Annotated in this window: 17 protein-coding genes; 15 read left to right on the top strand and 2 right to left on the bottom strand. The window is 67.0% G+C overall.

Going from position 1 to position 20,750, the window contains the following annotated elements; all coding sequences use genetic code 11:
* The first annotated feature begins 116 nt into the window (after positions 1 to 116).
* The gene (locus ACM0PK_RS16935) at positions 117 to 1,265 is read left to right on the top strand and encodes an acetyltransferase domain-containing protein (protein WP_353080155.1); all 1,149 of its coding nucleotides are present in this window, start codon (positions 117 to 119) and stop codon (positions 1,263 to 1,265) included.
* Positions 1,266 to 1,340: 75 nt separating this feature from the next.
* Positions 1,341 to 3,095 carry a peptide MFS transporter gene (locus ACM0PK_RS16930; RefSeq protein WP_414606848.1) on the top strand — a complete coding sequence of 585 codons (1,755 nt, stop codon included), beginning with the start codon at positions 1,341 to 1,343 and terminating at the stop codon, positions 3,093 to 3,095.
* 56 nt (positions 3,096 to 3,151) lie between these two features.
* Here the strand turns inward: ACM0PK_RS16930 and ACM0PK_RS16925 are convergent, their stop codons facing one another.
* Together ACM0PK_RS16925 and ACM0PK_RS16920 are read right to left on the bottom strand one after the other, a co-directional pair.
* The gene (locus tag ACM0PK_RS16925) at positions 3,152 to 5,140 is read right to left on the bottom strand and encodes an alpha/beta hydrolase family protein (protein ID WP_414606849.1); all 1,989 of its coding nucleotides are present in this window, start codon (positions 5,138 to 5,140) and stop codon (positions 3,152 to 3,154) included.
* Positions 5,141 to 5,303: 163 nt separating this feature from the next.
* Positions 5,304 to 5,939, bottom strand: a complete 636-nt coding sequence (locus ACM0PK_RS16920; RefSeq protein WP_072168685.1) for a LysE/ArgO family amino acid transporter — start codon at positions 5,937 to 5,939, stop codon at positions 5,304 to 5,306.
* A gap of 139 nt (positions 5,940 to 6,078) precedes the next feature.
* Here ACM0PK_RS16920 and ACM0PK_RS16915 point away from each other — a divergent pair, with 139 nt between their 5' ends.
* The 13 genes from ACM0PK_RS16915 to ACM0PK_RS16855 all read left to right on the top strand — a co-directional run bounded on the left by ACM0PK_RS16915 (position 6,079) and on the right by ACM0PK_RS16855 (position 20,676).
* Positions 6,079 to 6,984 carry a LysR family transcriptional regulator ArgP gene (locus tag ACM0PK_RS16915; RefSeq protein ID WP_072168684.1) on the top strand — a complete coding sequence of 302 codons (906 nt, stop codon included), beginning with the start codon at positions 6,079 to 6,081 and terminating at the stop codon, positions 6,982 to 6,984.
* 166 nt (positions 6,985 to 7,150) lie between these two features.
* The gene (locus ACM0PK_RS16910; protein ID WP_072168683.1) at positions 7,151 to 7,735 is read left to right on the top strand and encodes a hypothetical protein; all 585 of its coding nucleotides are present in this window, start codon (positions 7,151 to 7,153) and stop codon (positions 7,733 to 7,735) included.
* Positions 7,736 to 7,992: 257 nt separating this feature from the next.
* Positions 7,993 to 9,690 carry a malate dehydrogenase (quinone) gene (mqo, locus tag ACM0PK_RS16905; protein WP_414606850.1) on the top strand — a complete coding sequence of 566 codons (1,698 nt, stop codon included), beginning with the start codon at positions 7,993 to 7,995 and terminating at the stop codon, positions 9,688 to 9,690.
* A 333-nt stretch (positions 9,691 to 10,023) separates the two neighbouring features.
* Positions 10,024 to 12,231 carry a TonB-dependent siderophore receptor gene (locus ACM0PK_RS16900; RefSeq protein WP_414606851.1) on the top strand — a complete coding sequence of 736 codons (2,208 nt, stop codon included), beginning with the start codon at positions 10,024 to 10,026 and terminating at the stop codon, positions 12,229 to 12,231.
* A 156-nt stretch (positions 12,232 to 12,387) separates the two neighbouring features.
* The gene (gene mdcA / locus ACM0PK_RS16895) at positions 12,388 to 14,031 is read left to right on the top strand and encodes a malonate decarboxylase subunit alpha (RefSeq protein ID WP_242894399.1); all 1,644 of its coding nucleotides are present in this window, start codon (positions 12,388 to 12,390) and stop codon (positions 14,029 to 14,031) included.
* 10 nt (positions 14,032 to 14,041) lie between these two features.
* Complete coding sequence (mdcC, locus tag ACM0PK_RS16890; protein ID WP_111201157.1) at positions 14,042 to 14,362, top strand: malonate decarboxylase acyl carrier protein; 321 nt, start codon at positions 14,042 to 14,044, stop codon at positions 14,360 to 14,362.
* Entirely contained in the window at positions 14,359 to 15,267 is a 909-nt protein-coding gene (locus ACM0PK_RS16885) for a biotin-independent malonate decarboxylase subunit beta (RefSeq protein WP_414607550.1), read from the top strand. Before mdcC ends, ACM0PK_RS16885 begins: the two co-directional genes overlap by 4 nt.
* Positions 15,264 to 15,974, top strand: coding sequence for a biotin-independent malonate decarboxylase subunit gamma (gene mdcE / locus ACM0PK_RS16880; protein WP_021203092.1), 711 nt, complete (start codon positions 15,264 to 15,266; stop codon positions 15,972 to 15,974). Before ACM0PK_RS16885 ends, mdcE begins: the two co-directional genes overlap by 4 nt.
* The gene (gene mdcG, locus ACM0PK_RS16875) at positions 15,967 to 16,608 is read left to right on the top strand and encodes a malonate decarboxylase holo-[acyl-carrier-protein] synthase (protein ID WP_111098258.1); all 642 of its coding nucleotides are present in this window, start codon (positions 15,967 to 15,969) and stop codon (positions 16,606 to 16,608) included. The genes mdcE and mdcG overlap by 8 nt, the downstream gene beginning before the upstream one ends.
* Positions 16,605 to 17,462, top strand: a complete 858-nt coding sequence (gene mdcB, locus ACM0PK_RS16870) for a triphosphoribosyl-dephospho-CoA synthase MdcB (RefSeq protein WP_180832374.1) — start codon at positions 16,605 to 16,607, stop codon at positions 17,460 to 17,462. Before mdcG ends, mdcB begins: the two co-directional genes overlap by 4 nt.
* Positions 17,459 to 18,379 (top strand): malonate decarboxylase subunit epsilon, encoded by a 921-nt coding sequence (gene mdcH / locus ACM0PK_RS16865; RefSeq protein WP_021203089.1) that lies wholly within the window; start codon positions 17,459 to 17,461, stop codon positions 18,377 to 18,379. The genes mdcB and mdcH overlap by 4 nt, the downstream gene beginning before the upstream one ends.
* Before the next feature lie 104 nt (positions 18,380 to 18,483).
* On the top strand, positions 18,484 to 19,851 hold the full coding sequence (locus tag ACM0PK_RS16860; RefSeq protein ID WP_049445977.1) for an SLC13 family permease: 1,368 nt from the start codon (positions 18,484 to 18,486) through the stop codon (positions 19,849 to 19,851).
* A gap of 105 nt (positions 19,852 to 19,956) precedes the next feature.
* Complete coding sequence (locus tag ACM0PK_RS16855; RefSeq protein WP_353080151.1) at positions 19,957 to 20,676, top strand: GntR family transcriptional regulator; 720 nt, start codon at positions 19,957 to 19,959, stop codon at positions 20,674 to 20,676.
* Positions 20,677 to 20,750: the final 74 nt, after the last annotated feature.

Genomic DNA, 20,750 nt, shown 5'->3' with positions numbered 1-20,750 from the left:
CTGCAGCGCAACGGGCCAACACGTGGCCCGGCAATCGACCGACCCGGCAAAGTCCGGATGGGCGCGCCGCAAATGATATGTTATATCTTAATGCTACCTTGTTCTTACTGCATCGCATGCCCCCTTCCCCCTCCCCTCGCCTGGCCTCCATCGACCAGCTGCGCGGCACCGTGATGCTGCTGATGCTGCTGGACCACGTGCGCGAGACCTTCTTCCTGCAGCACCAGGTGAGCGACCCGATGGATGCAGCGACAGTCTCTCCTGCGCTGTTCGCCTGCCGCCTGCTGGCCCACCTGTGCGCACCCGTGTTCGTCCTCTTGACCGGCCTGTCGGCCTGGCTGTACGGCCAGCGCCAGGCGGATCCGCGCCGGGCCACGGCCGCGTTCCTGCTCAAGCGCGGCCTGTTCCTGGTGGTACTGGAGCTGACCCTGGTGAACTTCGCCTGGACCTTCCAGCTGCCGCCGGACACACTGTACCTGCAGGTGATCTGGGCCATCGGGCTGAGCATGATCGCGCTGGCCGGGCTGCTTTGGCTGCCACGCCCGGCCCTGCTGATGCTGGCAATCGCGGTGGTGGCCGCGCACAACCTGTTCGACGGCATGCGGGTGCAAGGCGATGGCCTGCTGGCGGTGCTGTGGAAAGTGCTGCATCAGCGCGGCTGGATCGAGGCTGGCGCGCTGCGCCTGCGTACCTCCTATCCGGTGCTGCCGTGGATCGGGGTGATCGCACTGGGTTATCTGATGGGGCCCTGGTTCGCCCGCGAGCGCGCGCCGGAGCAGCGCCAGCGCTGGCTGCTGTGGACAGGCGTCGGCGCGCTGGCCCTGTTCGCATTGCTGCGGTTCGCCAACCAGTATGGGGATGCTCCCTGGTCGTACCAGACCACTACGCTGCGCACGTGGTTGAGCATCTTCAATGTCACCAAATACCCGCCGTCCTTGCAGTTCCTGCTGCTGACCCTGGGGGTGGGAATGTTGCTGCTGCGGCTGTACGAATGGCCGCCGCTGGCGCGGGCACTGCAGCCGCTGGCCGATATCGGCGCTGCGCCGATGTTCTTCTACCTGCTGCACCTGTATGTGCTGAAGGGGCTGTACCTGGGCGCGCTGGCAATCTGGGGTCCGACACACGGTGACCTGTACGCGCTGGATTCGGTCGCCGGCCTGCTGCTGGTGGCCTGTGTGCTGGCGGTGGTGCTGTACCCGCCGACGCAGGCCTTCGCGCGGTTCAAGGCGCGAAGGCGCGATCTGCCGTGGTTGCGATACCTGTGATCGCCCAGGCCAGTCCGGCAATCCATGGCGTGGATCTACTGAAAGCGGATCAGGCCACAGGCCTATAATTCCGCGATGAATTCCACCGCTATCGCTTCCGACGATTTCCTGGGCCATCCCAAGGGCGTCTACGTCTGCTTCTTCACTGAAATGTGGGAGCGCTTCTCCTTCTACGGCATGAAGGCGCTGCTGCTGCTGTACCTGACCAAGTACCACCTGTTCGGCGACAAGGCCGGCCTGGACCTGCTCGGTGCCTATGGCGGCCTGGTGTACTGCATCCCGGTGTTCGGTGGCATGCTGGCCGACCGCTGGCTGGGCATGCGCCGGGCAGTGCTGTTCGGCGGCATCCTGCTGGTGCTCGGCCACCTCGGCATGGCCTTCGAGGGCCACGCCGCGTACCGGGTGAACGGCGAAGTGGTGCGCGACACCTCCGCACTGGCGGTGACCTACCTGTCCCTGGCGCTGATCATCATGGGCGTCGGCTTCCTGAAGCCGAACATCTCCACCATCGTCGGCAAGCTGTACGCCAAGGACGACCCCCGTCGCGACTCGGGCTTCTCGCTGTTCTACGCCGGCATCAACCTCGGCGCGCTGTTCTCTTCGCTGGTGTGTGGCTTCCTCGGTGAGGCCTATGGCTGGAAGTATGGGTTCGGTGCTGCCGGCATCGGCATGCTGGCCGGCCTGGCGATGTTCCTATGGGGCCAGAAGTACCTGCAGGGCCATGCCGAACCGCCGCAACCGGCCGCGCTGAAGCAGAAGGTGCTGGGACTGCCGCGCGAATGGCTCATCTATCTGTGCGCGGTGCTGGGTGTGCTGCCGGTGGCGTGGCTGATGTGGGCTGCCGGCAACGGCGCGTTCGCGCTGGGCGGTGAAATCAGCCTGGCGCTGATGCTGATGCTGGTGGTGCTCGGCGGCGTGCTGGTCTGGTTCGCCTGGTTCACCGGCAGCAAGTGCACGCCGGTGCAGCGCCAGCAGATGATCGCGCTGATGGTACTGATCTTCCTGGCGCTGGTGTTCTTCACCATGTACGAGCAGTCCTACGGCTCGTGGGTGACCTTCACCGACCGCCTGTTGACCAAGGACATCGTGCCCTCGCTGGTGATCACCGGCGGCACGCCGCTGCCGTGGTCGATCCTCTCGCTGCTGCTGGCACCGCTGGGCTTCGTGATCAGCGCGCGGCTGTCCGAGCGCCGCCCGGGCTCGTCTGCACCGCGCACGTTCTTCGCCGCCATCGTCGTGCTGATGCTGGTGCTGCTGGTGCGCGACTGCTTGGTGATCCCGCAGACCGCCGGCTCGCTGACCTATCTCGGCGGCCTGTTCCTGGTGCTGCTGGCGCCGGCCTTCGCCGCGCTGTGGACGTGGATGGACCGCCGCGGCTGGGAGCCGGGCAAGCCGGTGAAGTCGGCCTGGGGCCTGGTGATCGGCGCACTGTCGTTCTTGCCGCTGGCACTGGCCGCGCAGCAGGTGGGCGCCACGGGCGAGATGGCCAGCGTGTGGTGGCTGGTGCTGGCCTACTTCCTGCTCGCCAGCGGCGAGATGTGCCTGTCGCCGGTCGGCTTGTCGGCAGTGACCCAGCTGGCCGTGCCGCGGGTGATGAGCCTGATGATGGGCACCTGGTTCCTGGCCACCGCATTCTCGGAGACGCTGGCGGCGCTGTTCGGCAAGCTGGCCGCGATCGAGGTGCCGGAAGGCGAATCGCTGGACATGGTGGCCGCAGCCGGCGCCTACGCGCACCTGTTCTGGCTGCTGATGTGGATCGGCCTGGGTTGCGCCCTGGCGGCCTTCATCGCCGCACCGCTGCTGAAGAAGATGATGCACGGGGTGAAGTAAACCCCGCGCTTGCGGAAAACCAGGGCGGCGGAACGTTCATCCGCCGCCCTGTCAGCTCAGGGCGCCTTGTCCTTGCCGGTCGCAGGCGCGGCCGTCGCGGTCTTGCCACCCAGGCTGCGCGCCAGGAAGGCCAGCAACTTGTCGTAGTACTCGCTGCGATGGGCCTCGGTGTAGAAGCCGTGGCCTTCGGTCTTGTAGTACAGGCTTTCCACCGGCGTGCCGGCGCGCTTGAGCGCCGCTTCCATGCGTTCGGTGTGCTGGATCGGCGCGCGCTTGTCTTCGCCACCGGCGGCCAGGAACACCGGCACCTTGATCCGTTCGGCCAGGTTCACCGGCGACACCGCACCCAGCTTGGCCGGATCCCCCAGCCATTCGCGCAGATAGGTCACGCCTGAACCCCGGTCCTGGATGTCGCCGCGGGTGTACATCATCGGCAGGTCGTAAACCCCGACATAGCCCGCCGCGCACTGATACAACCCGGGTTCACGGGCGGCACCCATCATCGCCGAGTAGGCCCCGTAGCTGGCGCCGTAGATACAGATGCGACGGCCGTCGGCGATGCCTTCGCTGATTGCCCAGCGGGTGGCATCGGTGACATCGTCCTGCATTGCCGCGCCCCACTGCTGCGCACCGGCCTGGGTGTGGGCCCGGCCGTAGTTGCCCGAACCACGGAAGTTGACCTGCAGCACGGCATAACCGGCCGCGGCCAGCATCTGCGTTTCGCGGTCGTACTGGCCGGAATCGAAGATGTCGAACGGGCCGCCATGCGGCATCACCACCATCGGCAGGTTGCGCCCGTCGCTGCCGGCCGGCAGGGTCAGGAAGCCATGCAGCGGCAGCCCGTCGCGCGCCTTCAGTGCAATCGGCTTCACGCTGGCACTACGGTCCACGTCGATCCAGTCGCTACGGCTGATCAGGTGATCGGCCTTGCGCGCCACCGTGTCGTACACGTAGAAATCGCCCGGGTTCGAGCCCGACCAGGTTTCCACCAGCACGACACGGCCATCGCGGGTGCTGGAGGTGATGTAGACGGGCCCTCCGAAGGCCGCTTCCAGGCTGCGGTACAGGCGCGCCTCCGGCGACTTCTCGTCGAAGAACCGGGTACGCGGCGTATCGCCCAGATACAGCGCGCCCACCGGCACGTGGGTGCCGGGCCGATGGATGATGCGATACGGATTGACCACCTCGTCGCGCAGCAGCGTGGCACGCTCGCCGGTCTGCGGATTCCAGCTGACGATCGCATCCGGGCCCTGGGCCTGCTCGACGTTGAGGTAGGCCAGGCTGTCATCGGCCGAGAAGCCGAGGGCGGTTTCGATGCGCTTGCTGACCGCCTCGTCGTTGATCAGCTTCCAGGTGTCGCCGCTGCGTTCGCGGAAATACAGCTTGTTGATGTTGTCGCTGCCCGAGCCGTGCACGAAGCGGACCTCGCCGGCGCCATCGGTGGTGAATTCGCCGCGCCGTACCGGCGAAGATGCCACCCGCGCACGGCGGCCGGTGGTCACATCCATGCGATCGACGCGGGTAAACGGGTCCTCGGCCAGCGGCCATACGGTCACCAGCACGTTGCGCTCGTCGCCCGGCAGGTCGTCGGCCAGGAAGGCGGCGACCGCCTCAACCTTCTTCGGCTGGATGCGGGTTCCCGGGCCGTTGCTCTCCACGCGGTAGCCCACCAGCAGTTCGCCGCGATTGCCGTTGGCATCGATGGCGTAGAGTTCGCCGGTGGGATTGGGCTGGTCGAGCGAGCCCCACTTCTGGGCCAGGCCGATCAACAGGCGCTCGTTGCTGACCCAGTCGAATTCCTGCGCGTGGTTGCGGCTGGGTGGCCGGAAACTGCCGACCATCTGCTTATCCTTCAACCGCAGCACGGCGATCGCGGTGGCGTCCTCCAGCGGCACCGTTGCCGCCACGTACTCGCCCCCCGGCGAGATCTTGATATCGGTGAAGGTCTCCCGGCGCAGGTACTGCGTCAGGTCCACCGCCCCCGCGCTGCCTGCGGCAACGCCCCCGATGACGGCCAGTGCGGCCGCCAGAATCGTCTTGTGCATCCTTCCCCTGCTCCTGTGGACACCTTGTCCTGGTGGCCGATTCTAGGCAGGGCCATGCGTTTTCCGCCAGAGCCGGAAAAGACGACGGCACCGTTGACGGTGCCGTCGTTGCCACTACCTTGGAGAGAGAGTCAGGACGTGGGTTCGGGGGGCGTACGCCGGGTCAATGGACCCCGCGCACCGCCAACATGAGGGCCAGGATGCTGAGGATCACGGCGATGGTGCCGTCGAGCACGCGCCAGGTGCTGGGCTTGGTGAAGAGCGGCGCCAGCAGGCGTGCCCCGAGGCCCTGCGCGGTCAGCCACAGGCAGCTGGCGGTGACCACGCCGGCGGCGAAGGCCATGCGGGCGTTGCCGAAGTTCTCGGCGATCGAGCCGATCACCATCATGTCCAGCCAGAAGTGCGGATTGATCAGCGAGAAGCCGACCGCGGCCATCAGCACCGCGCGGCGGCTGCCGTCGTCGCTGTCAGCCTCGCCCATGCCACCGCCACCCGCGATCGCACGGCGTGCCGACTTCATCGCATACCAGGCCAGGAAGGCCACGCCGGTCCACAGCACGGCGCTGGTCAGCCACGGCAGCGCCGAGGTGAGCGTGCGCAGGCCGGCCACGCTGGCGAAGATGAAGATGGCATCGATGGCCGCGCAGGTGGCGACCACCGGCACGATGTGCTTGCGCAGGATGCCCTGGCGCAGAATGAAGGCGCTCTGGGCGCCGACCACGGCGAACAGGCCGATGCCGGTGGCTGCACCAGAGAACCAGGCACCGAGGCCGGTGCTGGCGGAGATGACCGAGAACATGGGATTCACTGCCTTGTATTGCTTGGGGGGGACGGTGCCTCGCGAAGGCGGACAGCACCGGAACGGGCGCCATTGTCGCGCCGCAACATGAAAAAGACGAGCTAAACTTCCTAAATCAACATTAGCGGAGCTTAATTCGATGCGTATCGACCATGCCCAGCTGCGCGCCCTGGCCGCGGTGATCCGCGAAGGCAGCTTCGACCGCGCCGCGCAGTCGCTGAATGTCACGCCCTCGGCCATCTCGCAGCGGGTCAAGGCATTGGAGGACCGGATCGGCCGCCTGCTGGTCAAGCGCGGCACGCCGGCCACCGCCACCGCCGAGGGGCAGCTGCTGGTGCAGCTGGCCGAGCAGACCGCCCTGCTCGAACACGATGCGCTGCACCGGATGGGCCTGGCCGATGAGGATCTGCCCCAGGCCAGCATCCCGGTGGCGGTGAACCACGACAGCCTGGAAACCTGGTTTCCGCAGGCGGCCCACCAGTTCGCGCAGAGCACCGGCACCACCTTGGACCTGCGTGTGGAAGACCAGGACCACACGGTGGAGCTGCTGCGCCAGGGCACGGTGCTGGGCGCAGTGACCACCCTGGACGAGCCGGTGCAGGGCTGCCAGATCCATGCGCTGGGCAGCATCCGCTATGCAGCGACCTGCACCCCCGAATTCCGCGAACGCCACTTCGCCAAAGGCGTGACCGCGCAGGCACTGGCGCAGGCCCCGGTGCTGGTGTTCAACCGCAAGGACGAAATGCAGTCGCGCTTCGCCCGGCGCATGGCCGGCGACGACCTGCCCAGCACCGCACCGACCTGGTGGATTCCCTCCACCCGGGCCTTCGTGCAGGCCAACCTCGGCGGACTGGGCTGGACCATGAACCCGCTGCCGCTGGTCAAGCGCCACCTGGACGCAGGCCGCCTGGTCTACGTGCGCCAGCGCGCGTGGGAAGACGTGCCGCTGTACTGGCAACACTGGAAAGGCGACGTGCAGACCATGGCTCTTCTGACCCGCGCGGTGCTGGATGCGTCCTCGGCGCTGATCCGGCGCAAGCGCTGAGCTGCACAGCGACAAGGGCGTGGAGGGATCAAGTCGCTTCCGCCGTGCAGGCCGTATGGCCTGATACGACTTGATCCCCGGCGTCCCCTTTTTCGGCGCGTGACCGGGGTCCGTTCCGGGGCGCCCGGTTGTGCCAGCATCGCAGCACCCGACACGGAGCGCCGCGATGCAGACCGATCCGCTGTTCCTGCACATCCGGGTGGTGATGGGCATCATCCTCGGCCTGTCGATTACCACCGTGCTCAAGGGCCTGGCGCAGATCATCGAGCATCCGCAGCGCCGCGGCTGCTCGGCCCTGCACCTGGGCTGGGTGGCGTGGACGCTGATATCGCTGGTGACCTTCTGGTGGTGGGAGTTCCGCCTCATCGAGGTGCACCGCTGGACGTTTGAAACCTACCTGTTCGTGATCGTGTACTGCGCGACCTGGTTCCTGCTGTGCGCGCTGCTGTTTCCCGACGACCTGCGCGAATACGGCAGCTACGGGAACTATCTCATGCAGCGCCGGCGCTGGATCTTCAGCGTGATTGCTGCACTGACCCTGCTCGACCTGGTCGATACCGCCATCAAGGGCAGCAGCCGCTGGAAGCTGCTGGGAGCCGCGTACCCGTTGCATGCCGTGTTGATGCTGGCGGTGGCGGTGCTCGGCTGGCGACTGCGCAGCCAACGCACACAGCTGCGCCTGGTGCTGGCAACGCTGGCGTACCAGATCGGCTATTTCGCCGTGGAATACTTCACCGTCGGCAGTGACTGACCCGGCTGCCTGCACTCCCGGGAAACGCCTTCGACGCCCCGCGGCCGGGCGGCATCGGCATCCGCAGGGACGGCCGCGTCGCCGGGCATGGCCTGGCGCTATGGTAGAGGACCGCCGACCGGATGCTGCGTTGCATCAAAAACGGACCGGATCCGGTTAGAATCGCACCTGGATGCGGCAAGGCGTTGTTTCTTCACGCCCTTTCCCTGCCCCACGCGCATCCTGACCCCTTCCCCTCCGCCAACGATCCCGCCCCCATGAAGAAATTTGGCAAGGCTCTTCTCGCCCTGCTCGTGCTGCTGTTGCTGGCCGCCGCGCTGTTCCTGTACTGGCCGCTGACCCAGCGCTCGGTGCCCGCCGCCAGCAACGACAAGCCCGTCGATGTGGTGCTGGTCGGCGCCGGCATCATGAGCATTACCCTGGCCACCTACCTGCAGGAACTGCAGCCGGACTGGAAGATCCAGGTCTACGAACGCCTCGACGGCGTCGCCGGTGAAAGCTCCGACGGCTGGAACAACGCCGGCACCGGCCATTCGGCGTTCGCCGAACTGAACTACACCCCGGAACTGCCCGATGGCAGCATCGAGACCAAGCGCGCGGTCGGCATCGCCGAATCGTTCGAGGTCTCGCGCCAGTTCTGGTCGCACCAGGTGAAGGAAGGCCGGCTGAGCCAGCCCAGCGACTTCATCAACCCGACGCCGCACATGAGCTTCGTCTGGGGCGATGACAACATCGCCTACCTGCACAAGCGCCAGCAGGCGCTGGTGAAGAACCCGCTGTTCTACGGCATGCAGTACTCGGAAGATCCGGCACAGATCAAGCAGTGGGCGCCGCTGCTGATGGAAGGCCGCGACCCGAAGCAGAAGGTGGCCGCGACCTGGATGCCGCTCGGTACCGACGTCAACTTCGGTGTGATCACCCGCCAGCTGACCGCCGGCCTGCAGCGCAGCCCGAACTTCAGCCTGCACCTGAACCATGAAGTGACCGCGCTGCGGCAGAACGCCGACAAGAGCTGGAACGTGACGGTGAAGGATCTCAAGGCCGGCACCGAAACCACCACCCACACCCGCTTCGTCTTCATCGGTGCCGGCGGCGCCGCGCTGAAGCTGCTGCAGATGTCCGGCATTCCGGAGTCGAAGGACTATGCCGGCTTCCCGGTCGGTGGCCAGTTCCTCGCCTTCCAGGGCCAGGACGTGACCTCGCGCCATGGCGTGAAAGCCTACGGCATGGCCGAGACCGGTTCGCCGCCGATGTCGGTGCCGCACCTGGATGCGCGCAAGCTGGACGGCAAACCGGTGGTCCTGTTCGGGCCGTTTGCGCTGTACAGCACCAAGTTCCTCAAGCACGGCTCGTGGTGGGACCTGTATTCCTCGGTGACCCACAACAACGTTGGCCCGATGCTGGAAGTGGGCAAGGACAACCTGGACCTGGTGCAGTACCTGATGGGCCAGGCGCGCCTGAACGATGCCGACCGCCAGGCCGAACTGGTCAAGTACTTCCCCAATGCCAAGCCGGGTGACTGGAAGCTGGTCACCGCCGGCCAGCGCGTGCAGATCATCAAGCGCGATCCGCTGAAGGGCCCGGTGCTGCAGTTCGGTACCGAGATCGTGACCGACAAGGACCACACCATCGCCGCACTGCTCGGCGCGTCGCCGGGCGCGTCGACCTCGCCGCCGATCATGCTGGACCTGATGGCCAAGGCCTTCCCGGACCAGATGAAGGCCGGTTGGGAAACCCGCCTGCGCGAGATCGTGCCGTCGTATGGGCGCAAGCTCAACGACAGCCCGGCGCTGGTGAACGAGATCCGTACGCTGACCAGCCAGACCCTGCACCTGCCGTACCTGGAGGTGCCGGTGGATGCGAACGCGGCGGTGCCGGCTCCGGCCGCTGCGGCTCCGGCTCCGGCTCCGGCGAAGGAAAAGCGCAATGCCAATGAGGAACTGCAGGCGCTGTAAGCCCGCGCGTTCCTTCGATGCAGACGGACGGCCACCTTCGGGTGGCCGTTTGCGTCTGGGCGGGCTACCGCCTGTAGAGCCGAGCCTGCGCTCGGCTGCTCTTCGCGGCTGCCAACAGCCGAGCATGGGCTCGGCTCTACAGGAAGCCTGCCGGATGCCGGAAAGCCCCTACGCAACGACGCGAATTGTAATGTTGTTAAGACTTATTTACATTTGCACCCCGCGCAGTGACCTCGCGCCTTAGCAGACGGACCTGACCGTGCCCGAAGCCGCCGCCCCGGGTGCTGGACGACTGTTGCCGCCCTTCCCCCGTTTCCAAGCCTCGAGCCCACCATGCCCCTGCCTGTCCGTAACCGCCTGCCCCGCCGCGCGCTGCTGCCGGCTGCCCTGCTTTCGTCGCTGACCCTGCTGGTCACGCCCGCCGCGTTCGCCGCCACCGATGCCGCCGCCGATGCCAAGACCCTGGACCGGGTCAGCGTCCGGGCCGAGCGGTCCGCTCCGCCGGCCAGTACCACGCGCCTGCCGATCACCCTGCAGGAAACCCCGCAGTCGGCCACCGCGATCAGCCTGCAGCGCCTGCAGGACGAATCACTGTTCAGCATCAACGATGTGATGCGCAACGTGACCGGCGTCAGCGTGTCCTTCTATGACACGCAGCGCCCGCTGTACTACGCGCGTGGCTTCGCCATCACCGACTTCCAGGTCGACGGCATTCCCACCTACAGCGGCTCCACCAACCAGGAATACGACACCGCCTTCTACGACCGCATCGAAGTGATCCGCGGTGCCAACGGCCTGCTCAGCGGCGCCGGCGTGCCGTCGGCCACGGTCAACCTGCTGCGCAAGCGCCCCGGCAAGGAATTCGACGCGTCGTTCGCGGTCAGCGCGGGCAGCTGGGACTACCGCCGCATGGAAGCCGATGTCACCGCGCCTCTGACCGATGACGGCCGTTTCCGCAGCCGCGTGGTCGCCGCCTACACCGATCGTGGCCTGTATTACGACCGTTACGACGAGAACAAGATGGCCGGCATGGCGGTGCTGGAAGGCGATGTCACCGACAGCACCACCCTCACCCTCGGCTACCAGACCCAGGACAACAACCCGACCGGTTCGACCTGGGGCACCGTGCCGTTCTTCGACAGCCAGGGCAATTTCGCCCATCTGCCGCGCTCGACCAACCTGTCGCCGAAGTGGAGCTACTGGAAGCGCGAGAGCAACACCGCCTTCGCCAACCTGGAACAGCGCTTCGGCGACAACTGGCTGCTGAAGATCAACACCGCCTACACCCGCGGCAACGTGCAGAACGTGCGCCTGTACGGCACCGGCAACCCGGACCCGGTGACCGGCTCGGGCATCTTCCTGCGTGCGGCCGCCGGTGATTCGAAAGACACCCGCCGCAATGTCGATGCTTACCTGACCGGCAGCTTCCCGCTGTTCGGCCGCGACCACGACCTCACGGTCGGTGCCCAGTGGTCGGATCTGGAAGGGACCACGAACACCGTGGCGCTGAACTTCCCGAGCGACTGGGCAACGTGTGTCAGCGCCACGGGTGCACGCGAGCGCTGCTACTACATCCCCAACGTATACAGCTGGAACGGCGATATCTCCGAGGTGACCTACCGCCGCACCGGCGCGCGCCGCGTGGCCAAGACCACGCAGAGTGGCGTCTATCTGGCCACGCGCCTGCACCTGGCCGATCCGCTGTCGCTGATCGCCGGTGCACGCCTGAGCCGGTGGGAAACCCTCACCCGCTCCTACAACGCCGCCGGCGCCTATACCGGCACCAGCGGTGCGTACAAGGTGAGCGATGAAGTCACTCCGTACGTGGGCCTGGTCTACGAGATCACCCCGAACGTGTCGGCCTATGCCAGCTACACCGAGATCTTCAATCCGCAGAACTACAAGGACCGCAACGAGAACCTGCTGGCACCGGTGCAGGGCTCGAACCTGGAAGCGGGCCTCAAGACGCAGTGGTTCGATGGCCGCCTGACCGCAAATGCCGCTGTGTTCGAGGCCAAGCAGGACAACTACGCGGTGCGTGACATGGGCGTGCCGGAGGGTTCGCTCAGCGACGGCAGCTCGGCCTACATCGGCGTCAACGGTACCAAGGCGCGTGGCTGGGAGATGGATATCAACGGCGAAATCCTGCCGGGCTGGACGGTCAATGCCGGCTACACCCACGTCAAGGTCACCCGCGCCGCCACCGACCTGCTGTACGCCAACCCGCCCAAGGACCTGCTGCAGCTCAACACGCAACTGCAGCTGCGCGGTGCGCTGGAACGCCTGAGCATCGGCGGTGGCCTGCAGTGGCAGAGCAAGGTACAGGGCTACAACATCGCCTACCCGCTCGGCGGCACGGTGACGGTGAACCAGCCGGCGTATTCGCTGGTGCAGTTCAACGCCAACTACCGCATCAGCGACAACTGGACCGCGACGCTGAGCGTGCGCAACGCGCTGGACAAGACCTACTGGGCCAACCTGGACTACAACAACTTCGGCGAGCCGCGCTTCGTGTCGGCCAGCCTGCGCTGGAAGTTCTGAGCCACCTGCGAACCGGTGGGTGCCGACCGTTGGTCGGCACACCCCACACCCTGAATGGGCCCGCCTCCGTGCGGGCCCTTCTCTTTGCTGCACTGCAGGTTGTACCCACTTCGTAATTATGCCGTAATTATCCCAACACCCGTCGGAAGCCGGTCAATGAACCCGAGCTGGGATACGTTGGAACGCAGTCGCCAGGCCCGCCTGGAACGTGCCGCGCCGTGGGCCCGGGGACGCGAGGTCGCCAGCAGCGACGTCGGCGAGTTGCTGCACGCAGTGCTGGAGCCAGGCGACAAGGTCTGCCTGGAGGGCAACAACCAGAAGCAGGCAGATTTCCTCGCCCAGGCGCTGGCCGACCTCGACCCCGCCCGCGTGCATGACCTGCACATGGTGCAGTCGGTCCTCTCACTGCCCTCGCACCTGGACGTATTCGAGCGTGGCATCGCCTCGAAACTGGATTTCTCGTTCTCCGGCCCGCAATCGGTGCGACTGGCCAACCTGGTGGCCGAAGGGCGCATCCAGATCGGTGCCATCCACACCTACCTGGAACTGTTCGGCCGCTACTTCATCGACCTTACGCCGCGCGTAGCGCTGGTCGCCGCGCAGGCCGCCGACCGCCACGGCAACCTCTATACCGGGCCGAATACCGAAGACACTCCGGTGATCGTCGAAGCCACCGCCTTCGGTGGCGGCATCGTCATCGCCCAGGTCAACGAGATCGTCGACAGCCTCCCCCGCGTCGATATTCCTGCGGACTGGGTCAACTTCGTGGTGCAGGCGCCGAAGCCGAACCATATCGAGCCGTTGTTCACCCGCGACCCTGCGCAGATCTCCGAGATCCAGGTGCTGATGGCAATGATGGCCATCAAGGGCATCTACGCCGAGTACGGCGTGAATCGTTTGAATCACGGCATCGGCTTCGATACCGCCGCCATCGAACTGCTGCTCCCCACCTACGCCGAATCGCTCGGTCTGAAGGGAAAGATCTGCCAGCACTGGGCGTTGAACCCACACCCGGCACTGATTCCGGCGATCGAATCGGGCTTCGTCAGATCGGTGCATTCGTTCGGTTCGGAACTGGGCATGGAGAAATACATTGCCGCGCGGGGCGATGTGTTTTTCACCGGCGCCGACGGCTCGATGCGTTCCAACCGCGCGTTCTCGCAGACCGCAGGCCTGTATGCCTGCGACATGTTCATCGGTTCCACCCTGCAGATCGACCTGCAGGGCAACAGTTCCACTGCCACCCGCGACCGCATCGCCGGCTTTGGCGGCGCACCGAACATGGGCTCGGACGCGCGCGGCCGCCGCCATGCCAGCGAGGCCTGGATCAAGGCCGGCCAGCAGGCCGCACGCCCGGGCGAGATGCCACGCGGGCGCAAGCTGGTGGTGCAGATGGTGGAAACCTTCCGCGAGCACATGGCCCCGGCATTCGTTGACCGCCTCGACGCCTGGGAACTGGCCGAACGCGCGAACATGCCGCTGCCGCCAGTGATGATCTACGGCGACGACGTCAGCCATGTGCTGACCGAGGAAGGCATCGCCAACCTGCTGCTGTGCCGCAATCCCGAGGAGCGCGAACAGGCGATCCGTGGCGTGGCCGGCTATACCGCCGTGGGCATCGGGCGCGACCGCGCGATGGTGGAGAACCTGCGCGACCGCGGCGTGATCCGCCGTCCCGGTGACCTCGGCATCTCCGTGCGCGATGCCAGCCGTGACTTGCTGGCGGCGCGTTCGGTGAAGGACCTGGTGCGCTGGTCCGGCGGTCTGTACGACCCGCCCAAGCGCTTCCGCAACTGGTAAGGGGCTGAGCATGGAAACCCTCGACTATCGATTCGAAGGCCGCACCGACGTGCCGTTCGCGCGCAATGCGGTGCTGGTGGGCGTGCTGGCGTCGGGCAACCTGGAAATCCTGCTGGAACCGGCGGCGCAGCAGGGCGCGATGACGGTGCGCGTCATCACCGCCGCGCAGGGCTTCGGCAGCATCTGGCAGGCGGTGATCAACGACTTCGCACAGCGTCATCCGCTGCGCGATGTGCGCGTCTCGATCAACGACGCCGGTGCGACCCCGGCCGTGGTCAGCCTGCGCCTGGACCAGGCCGTGGAAACCCTGCTGGCCGGAGGCGCGCCATGAACCACGTACAGCGCCACAGCTATTACGAAGCCAATGCGCGCGAGCGCATCGCCGGGCTGGTCGACGCCGGCTCGTTCCACGAGTTCCTCGGCCCGGCGCGACGGATGATGAGTCCGCACCTGGCCCAGCTCGATCAGCCGGCCGCGTTCGACGATGGCATCGTCGTCGGCGAGGCCAGGCTGCAGGGCAAACACGTGCTGCTGGCCGCACAACAGGGTGAATTCATGGGCGGAGGCGTGGGCGAAGTACATGGCGCCAAGCTGACTGGGCTGCTGCGCCGTGCGGCGCACACCCGCCCTGACGGCGTGCTGCTGCTGCTCGATACCGGCGGCGTGCGGCTGCACGAAGCCAATGCGGGTCTGATTGCGATCTCCGAGATCATGCGCGCCACCCTGGACGCGCGTGCAGCGGGCGTGCCGGTGATCGCGCTGATCGGCAGCGGCAACGGCGCCTTCGGTGGCATGGGCATCGTTGCCCGCTGCTGCACCACGGTCATCATGTCCGAGCAAGGCCGGATGTCGCTGTCCGGACCGGAGGTGATCGAAACCGTTCGCGGCGTGGAAGAGTTCGACTCACGCGATCGCGCGCTGGTCTGGCGTGTGACCGGTGGCAAGCACCGCTATCTGATCGACCAGGCACAGGTGCTGGTACCCGACGCCATCGAAGCCTTCGCGCAGGCCGCAAGCAATGCGCTGCAACCCGATGCCACCAGCACGGATACCGATGCTGCGCTGGCCGCGCTGCAGGAACGCCATGCGGCGTTGAAAGCCCGAATGCAGGCCTGGGGCGACTGCCGCGATGGGCTGGAAATCTGGGCCCGCCAAGGCATCGCCGAACCCGAACGACTGCCGTTGCTGGACACCGACGCCTTCCTTGCCGCCACCGCCGCCCGGAGGCTGCCATGAGCGCACCGCTGCAGTCTCTGCTCGATGCCTTGTTCCCGCGTGGCCATCGTATCGACATCCAGGATTCGGTGCTGACCGGTACCGCCACCACCGACGATGGCGAGGTGACCGTGATCGGCACCACCGATCGCATCGAGGTTGGCGTCGACCATGCATTGGCGCTGGCCGGGACCGTGCTTGCCAGCACCGCCGCACACCCGCAGCGGTCGATCGTGATGCTGGCGGACACTGCCGGCCAGCGCCTGGCGCGGCGCGATGAGCTGCTGGGCATCAACGGCTACTTCGCGCATCTCGCGCAGGCTCTCGACCTGGCCCGCCGCCGTGGCGCGCGTCTGGTCACCCTGGTCTACGGCGAATCGGTGAGCGGCGGATTCCTGTCCTTCGGCCTGATGGCCGACCACATCCATGCCCTGCCCGATGCACAGGTACGGGTGATGGACCTGCGCGCGATGGCCCGGGTAACCAAGCAACCGCTGGAGAAGCTGCAGGCACTCAGCCAGAGCTCGCCGGTATTTGCGCCGGGCGTGGCCAACTACGTGGCGATGGGTGCGGTGGAATCGCTGTGGGATGGCGATCTCGCCCAGCACCTGCTGCGGGCCCTGCGCACACCCAGCGACGGCGATGCACGCGCGGCGCTGGCTGCACAGCGCGGCGGTCGTGCACTGGCGGCGGATGTTGCAGATGCGGTGGCCCGCAGCGATGCCTGATCAGCCCGCACGCCACATGCTGGTCTGGCTGTCGGCCCACGCCGACTGGCGGGCCGACGTGGCTGCGCAGGAACCGCGCCTGGCAGCGTGGTTCGCGCAGGGTCTGCCGGCCATGGTGGCGCGCCGCGCCGCGGATGACCCCGACCCGCGCCTGCGCTTGGGCGTGCCGCTGCCACCGGGCGAAGGCAAGCTGCGCCTTGCGCTGCGCGTGCCGCAGCAGGATGTGCAGCGCCTGCAATTGCCGCCCGCACTGGACGCGGTACTCACCCGGGGCGTGCCAACCGACTGGCAGAGGGCCCTGCACGCACTGGCGAGCGTTGCACCGGCACGCGTGTTCGGCGCCTTCGCCTGGCAGCACCTCAGCGGCCTGCCCTATGTGCACGCATGCTCGGACATCGACCTGCTGTGGCAGGTTGAGAGCCGTACGCAGGCCGATGCGCTTGCCGCACGCCTGAACGCCTGGGAGCACGCGCATGCCCGCCGGGTCGATGGTGAACTGTGCCTGCCTGATGGCGGCGCGGTGAACTGGCGCGAGTTTGCCGGTGACAGCCGCCAGGTGCTGGTGAAGCGCCTGGAGGGTGCTGCACTGGACGTCCGCGAGCGCCTGTTCGAGACTGCCGGAGCGGCGGCGTGAGCGCGGTCTTCCAGTCCCGGCTGCAGGATGCAAACGCGATCGACAGCGCGCGTCTGGGCCGCTTGGCCATCACCAGCCTGCATGCCGAACTGGCCTGCGCGCCCAAGCCAGGGCTGGTCACCCCCTTCGATACCGGCAGCCATGACGACATGGACGCCGGTACGTTCCTGCGCAGCCTGTTCGCGCTGCGCCACTTCTTCACCGCGATTGCCGACGCCGGTGCCGCTGACGCGCCGTTCGCCATCCTGCGCGCGCAAGGCATTGCTGCCGAGCACGCGATGCTGCGTGCCACTGCCGGCATCAATACCCATCGCGGTGCCATCTTCAGCCTGGGCCTGCTGGTGGCCGCTGCCGCACGCTGCCGTCGCCAGCAGGGCCACGCCGCGCCCGCTGAGCAGGTGTGCCTGGCCGTACAGCACTGGGCGGATGCGTTCGCCGTGGCGCCGCTGGATGCCTCCAGCCCCGGCCAGCGCGCGCGCCTGCGGCATGGCGTGCCGGGCGTGCGCGAACAGGCCGCCGCCGGTTACCCCATGCTGCGCGAGCTGGCCATACCGACCCTGCGTCATGCCCTGCACAGTGGATTGCCGCGTGATGCAGCGATGTGCCAGACCCTGATGCAGCTGGTCGCGCAGGTGGACGATCTCAACCTGCTGCACCGTGGCGGCGCAGAGGGCCTGGCCTGGGCGCAGCAGCAGGCGCGCCGCTTCATCGAGGCGGGCGGTGCCTTCGCGCCTGGCTGGCAGGCACACCTGCACGACATCGGCGAGGGCTTCGTCGCGCGCCGCCTGAGCCCGGGTGGCAGCGCCGACCTGCTGGCCTGCAGCTGGTTCCTGCTGCTGCAGGAGGGCGCATGAGCCTTGCCCTGCTCTGCCCCGGGCAAGGTGCGCAGCATGCGGCGATGTTCGACCGCGTGCGCGATCTGCAGGCCGCGCGCGACGTACTGGAGACCGCCAGCGCAGTGCTTGGACGCGATGTGTTCGCGGCGGCCGCTGACGAATCGCGCTTCGGCAATGCACTCGCGCAGCCCCTGCTGTGTGCAGCCAGCCTCGCGCACTGGCAGGGACTTCGCGAAGCAGTGCCAGCACCGGTGCTGGTGGCCGGCTACAGCATCGGTGAACTGGCGGCGCATGTGGTTGCCGGCAGCGTTGATGCGAGCACCTGCCTGAGCCTGGCCGCGCAGCGCGCGCGGCTGATGGATGCCGCCAGCCCTGCCGATGCAGGCATGCAGGCCGTGCTGGGGCTGGAGCGCCATACCCTGCAGCCGCTGTGTGATGCACACGGCGCACATGTGGCCATCGCCAACGGCCGCGATCACTTCATCGTCGGCGGCACGCAGACCGCTCTGCAGGCGCTGGCCGATGACGCTCGCGCGCAGGGTGCGGAGATCCGCCCGCTGCCGGTGCATGTGCCCGCGCATACGCCGCTGCTCCGCTCTGCTGTCGCACCGTTCGCCGCCGCACTCGATGCCTCGGCGCTGCAGGGCCCACGCCTGCCGCTGCTGGCCGGCATCGATGCGCGTCCGGTGCGGGATCGCGCAACGGCGGTCCACACGCTGTCGTTGCAACTGGCGCAGACCATCGAGTGGGCGCAGGTGATGCGCCAGGCCTACGAGCGCGGTGCGCGGGTGTTCCTGCAGCTGGGCCCGGGCAATGCCTTGGCCCGCATGGTCGCGTCCGATTATCCGTGCTGCGAGGTGCGCGCGGTAGAAGAGTTCCAGAGCCTGGCCGGCGCCGCGGCATGGGTCCGCAGCGCGCTGGAACGGCTTCAGTAACGGGTTCGAGCAGTACGTATCACGCAATACGCCGTACGTCGCCTTACCCCGGGATGGCGGGTCTCCATCCGCGCTGTACGTGAGCCACGTGTCTGGGAGGGCGCATGAGTCCACAAATCGCAACGATCATCGGTCTGGTGATCATGTTCATCGTCGCCACGGCGATGCCGATCAACATGGGTGCCGTCGCCTTCGCGCTGGCCTTCATCATCGGTGGGCTGTGGGTTGACATGGGCGGCAAGGAGGTCCTGGCCGGATTCCCCGGCGATCTGTTCCTGACCCTGGTCGGCATCACCTACCTGTTCGCCATCGCGCAGAAGAACGGCACCATCGACCTGCTGGTGCACTGGGCTGTGAAAGCCGTGCGCGGCCATATCGTGGCCATTCCGTGGGTGATGTTCGTGATCACCGCGGTGCTCACCGCGTTCGGTGCGCTGGGCCCGGCGGCGGTCGCGATCATCGGCCCGGTCGCGCTGCGCTTTGCCAAGCAGTACAACATCAACCCGCTGATGATGGGCCTGCTGGTCATCCATGGTGCGCAGGCCGGCGGCTTCTCGCCCATCAGCGTGTACGGCAGCATCACCAACGGCGTGGTGCAGAAGGCTGGGCTGGAAGTGACCGAGATGGCAGTGTTCCTGACCAGCCTGGGCTTCAACTTCATGATGGCGACGATCTGCTTCTTCGCCTTCGGTGGCATCGCCCTGCTGCGTCGCGGCTCGATCACCGCGGCAGGAACGATCGGCAATGCCGAACTGGCGATGGCCGGTGGCCCGCAGGCGTCGTCGCGCCAGTTCGCGATCGAAGGCCATGGCGCGCTGGTCGCAGCAGGCGGCGGCACGCTCAGCAATGATCCGGCGGCACTGGATGCGGTGGGCCTGACCCGCGAACGGTTGTTCACCCTGATCGGCCTGCTCGGCCTGGGCGTGGCCGCGCTGATCTACAACCTCAACGTCGGCCTGGTCTCGATCACCGTGGCGGTGGCGCTGGCGCTGCTGTCGCCACAAAGCCAGAAGGGCGCGGTCGATGGCATCAGCTGGTCCACCGTGCTGCTGATCTGTGGCGTGGTGACCTACATCGGCGTGCTGGAACATGCCGGCGCGGTGGACTTCATCGGCAATGGCGTGTCCGACATCGGCATTCCGCTGCTCGGCGCGCTGCTGGTCTGCTACGTCGGCGGCATCGTCTCCGCATTCGCCTCGTCGGCCGCAGTGCTGGGCGCCACGATTCCGCTGGCGGTTCCGTTCCTGATGCAGGGTCACCTCAGCGCCGCCGGCGTGATCTGCGCGCTGGCGGTGTCGTCCACCATCGTCGATGTCAGCCCGTTCTCCACCAATGGCGCACTGGTGGTGGCCTCGGCAGCCAAGGAGGAACGCGAGACCCTGTTCCGCCGCTTCCTGGTCTACAGCGGACTGGTGGTGGCGCTTGGACCGCTGCTGGCCTGGCTGGTATTCGTGGTGCCGGGCTGGATGTAACTACCCAACGGTAGTGCCGGCCGCTGGCCGGCAATCCCATGAAGCCATCCAGCGATCATGGGTTGCCGGCCAGCGGCCGGCACTACCTGGCGGTACACTTCCTCCATGGCCATTGCCCCTGCCCCGCGGTCACCGAAGAAGCGCGCACCTCTGTATGAAGAGGTGGCCGACCACGTGCGCGAGCGCATCTACGACTATCGGCTGCCGCCGGGCGAGTGGATCGACGAGCCCGCGCTGTGCGAAGAACTGGGCATCAGCCGCACGCCGCTGCGCGAGGCGTTGAAGCTGCTGGCCGCCGAAGGCCTGGTACAGATCGACGCAGGTCGTGGCAGCCGGGTCACCCGGTTGACGCTGGAAGACCTCAACCAGCTGTTCCCGGTAATGGCCATGCTGGAAGGCCGTTGCGCGCATGAGGCGGTGCAGCACATCGACGATGCCGGTGTGCAACAACTGGAGGCCCTGCATGCGGCGATGGAAGCGGCGGCGGCCGAGGGCAACATTGCCGAGTACTATCGCAACAACTACCTGATCCACGAAACCGTGCAGCATTACGCGGGCAATCCGTGGCTGATCCGCATCACCCACGACCTGCACCGCATCCTGAAGATGCATCGCGGCCGCCAGCTGCTGACCCCGGGCCGCACGGCGCAGTCGCTGGCCGAACACCGCGAGTTGATGGAGTGCTTCCGCCGCCGCGATGCGCAGGCTGCCGAACGCACCATGGAGCGCCATCTGCTCAGCCAGGGCCAGGCATTGGCCGCCTATGTGGCAGCGGGCGGGCTGTTGAACGTGCCAGCGCCCTTGCCGACCAAAGGCGGCGGTTGAGCGGATGAGGTTGCCGGCCAGCGGCCGGCAGATCGGCAGAGCGTCGTGGTGGGAAACAGTGTCAAGGCGTGAGT

Origin of the sequence: Stenotrophomonas sp. FR010 (assembly GCF_047520755.2) — a bacterium.
Classification (GTDB): domain Bacteria; phylum Pseudomonadota; class Gammaproteobacteria; order Xanthomonadales; family Xanthomonadaceae; genus Stenotrophomonas; species Stenotrophomonas sepilia.
Note: the sequence above shows the minus strand (reverse complement) of the source record. Positions and strands in the feature narration are given on the sequence as shown.

Excerpts from the sequence above, each read along its gene's own strand:
- ACM0PK_RS16900 (WP_414606851.1), top strand. The coding sequence starts at position 10,024 with ATGCCCCTGCCTGTCCGTAACCGCCTGCCCCGCCGCGCGCTGCTGCCG.
- ACM0PK_RS16930 (WP_414606848.1), top strand. The coding sequence starts at position 1,341 with ATGAATTCCACCGCTATCGCTTCCGACGATTTCCTGGGCCATCCCAAG.
- mdcH (WP_021203089.1), top strand. The coding sequence starts at position 17,459 with ATGAGCCTTGCCCTGCTCTGCCCCGGGCAAGGTGCGCAGCATGCGGCG.
- ACM0PK_RS16860 (WP_049445977.1), top strand. The coding sequence starts at position 18,484 with ATGAGTCCACAAATCGCAACGATCATCGGTCTGGTGATCATGTTCATC.
- mdcC (WP_111201157.1), top strand. The coding sequence starts at position 14,042 with ATGGAAACCCTCGACTATCGATTCGAAGGCCGCACCGACGTGCCGTTC.
- ACM0PK_RS16935 (WP_353080155.1), top strand. The coding sequence starts at position 117 with ATGCCCCCTTCCCCCTCCCCTCGCCTGGCCTCCATCGACCAGCTGCGC.
- ACM0PK_RS16855 (WP_353080151.1), top strand. The coding sequence starts at position 19,957 with ATGGCCATTGCCCCTGCCCCGCGGTCACCGAAGAAGCGCGCACCTCTG.
- ACM0PK_RS16915 (WP_072168684.1), top strand. The coding sequence starts at position 6,079 with ATGCGTATCGACCATGCCCAGCTGCGCGCCCTGGCCGCGGTGATCCGC.
- ACM0PK_RS16885 (WP_414607550.1), top strand. The coding sequence starts at position 14,359 with ATGAACCACGTACAGCGCCACAGCTATTACGAAGCCAATGCGCGCGAG.
- mdcG (WP_111098258.1), top strand. The coding sequence starts at position 15,967 with ATGCCTGATCAGCCCGCACGCCACATGCTGGTCTGGCTGTCGGCCCAC.
- ACM0PK_RS16925 (WP_414606849.1), bottom strand. The coding sequence starts at position 5,140 with ATGCACAAGACGATTCTGGCGGCCGCACTGGCCGTCATCGGGGGCGTT.
- mdcA (WP_242894399.1), top strand. The coding sequence starts at position 12,388 with ATGAACCCGAGCTGGGATACGTTGGAACGCAGTCGCCAGGCCCGCCTG.
- mdcE (WP_021203092.1), top strand. The coding sequence starts at position 15,264 with ATGAGCGCACCGCTGCAGTCTCTGCTCGATGCCTTGTTCCCGCGTGGC.
- mqo (WP_414606850.1), top strand. The coding sequence starts at position 7,993 with ATGAAGAAATTTGGCAAGGCTCTTCTCGCCCTGCTCGTGCTGCTGTTG.
- ACM0PK_RS16910 (WP_072168683.1), top strand. The coding sequence starts at position 7,151 with ATGCAGACCGATCCGCTGTTCCTGCACATCCGGGTGGTGATGGGCATC.
- ACM0PK_RS16920 (WP_072168685.1), bottom strand. The coding sequence starts at position 5,939 with ATGTTCTCGGTCATCTCCGCCAGCACCGGCCTCGGTGCCTGGTTCTCT.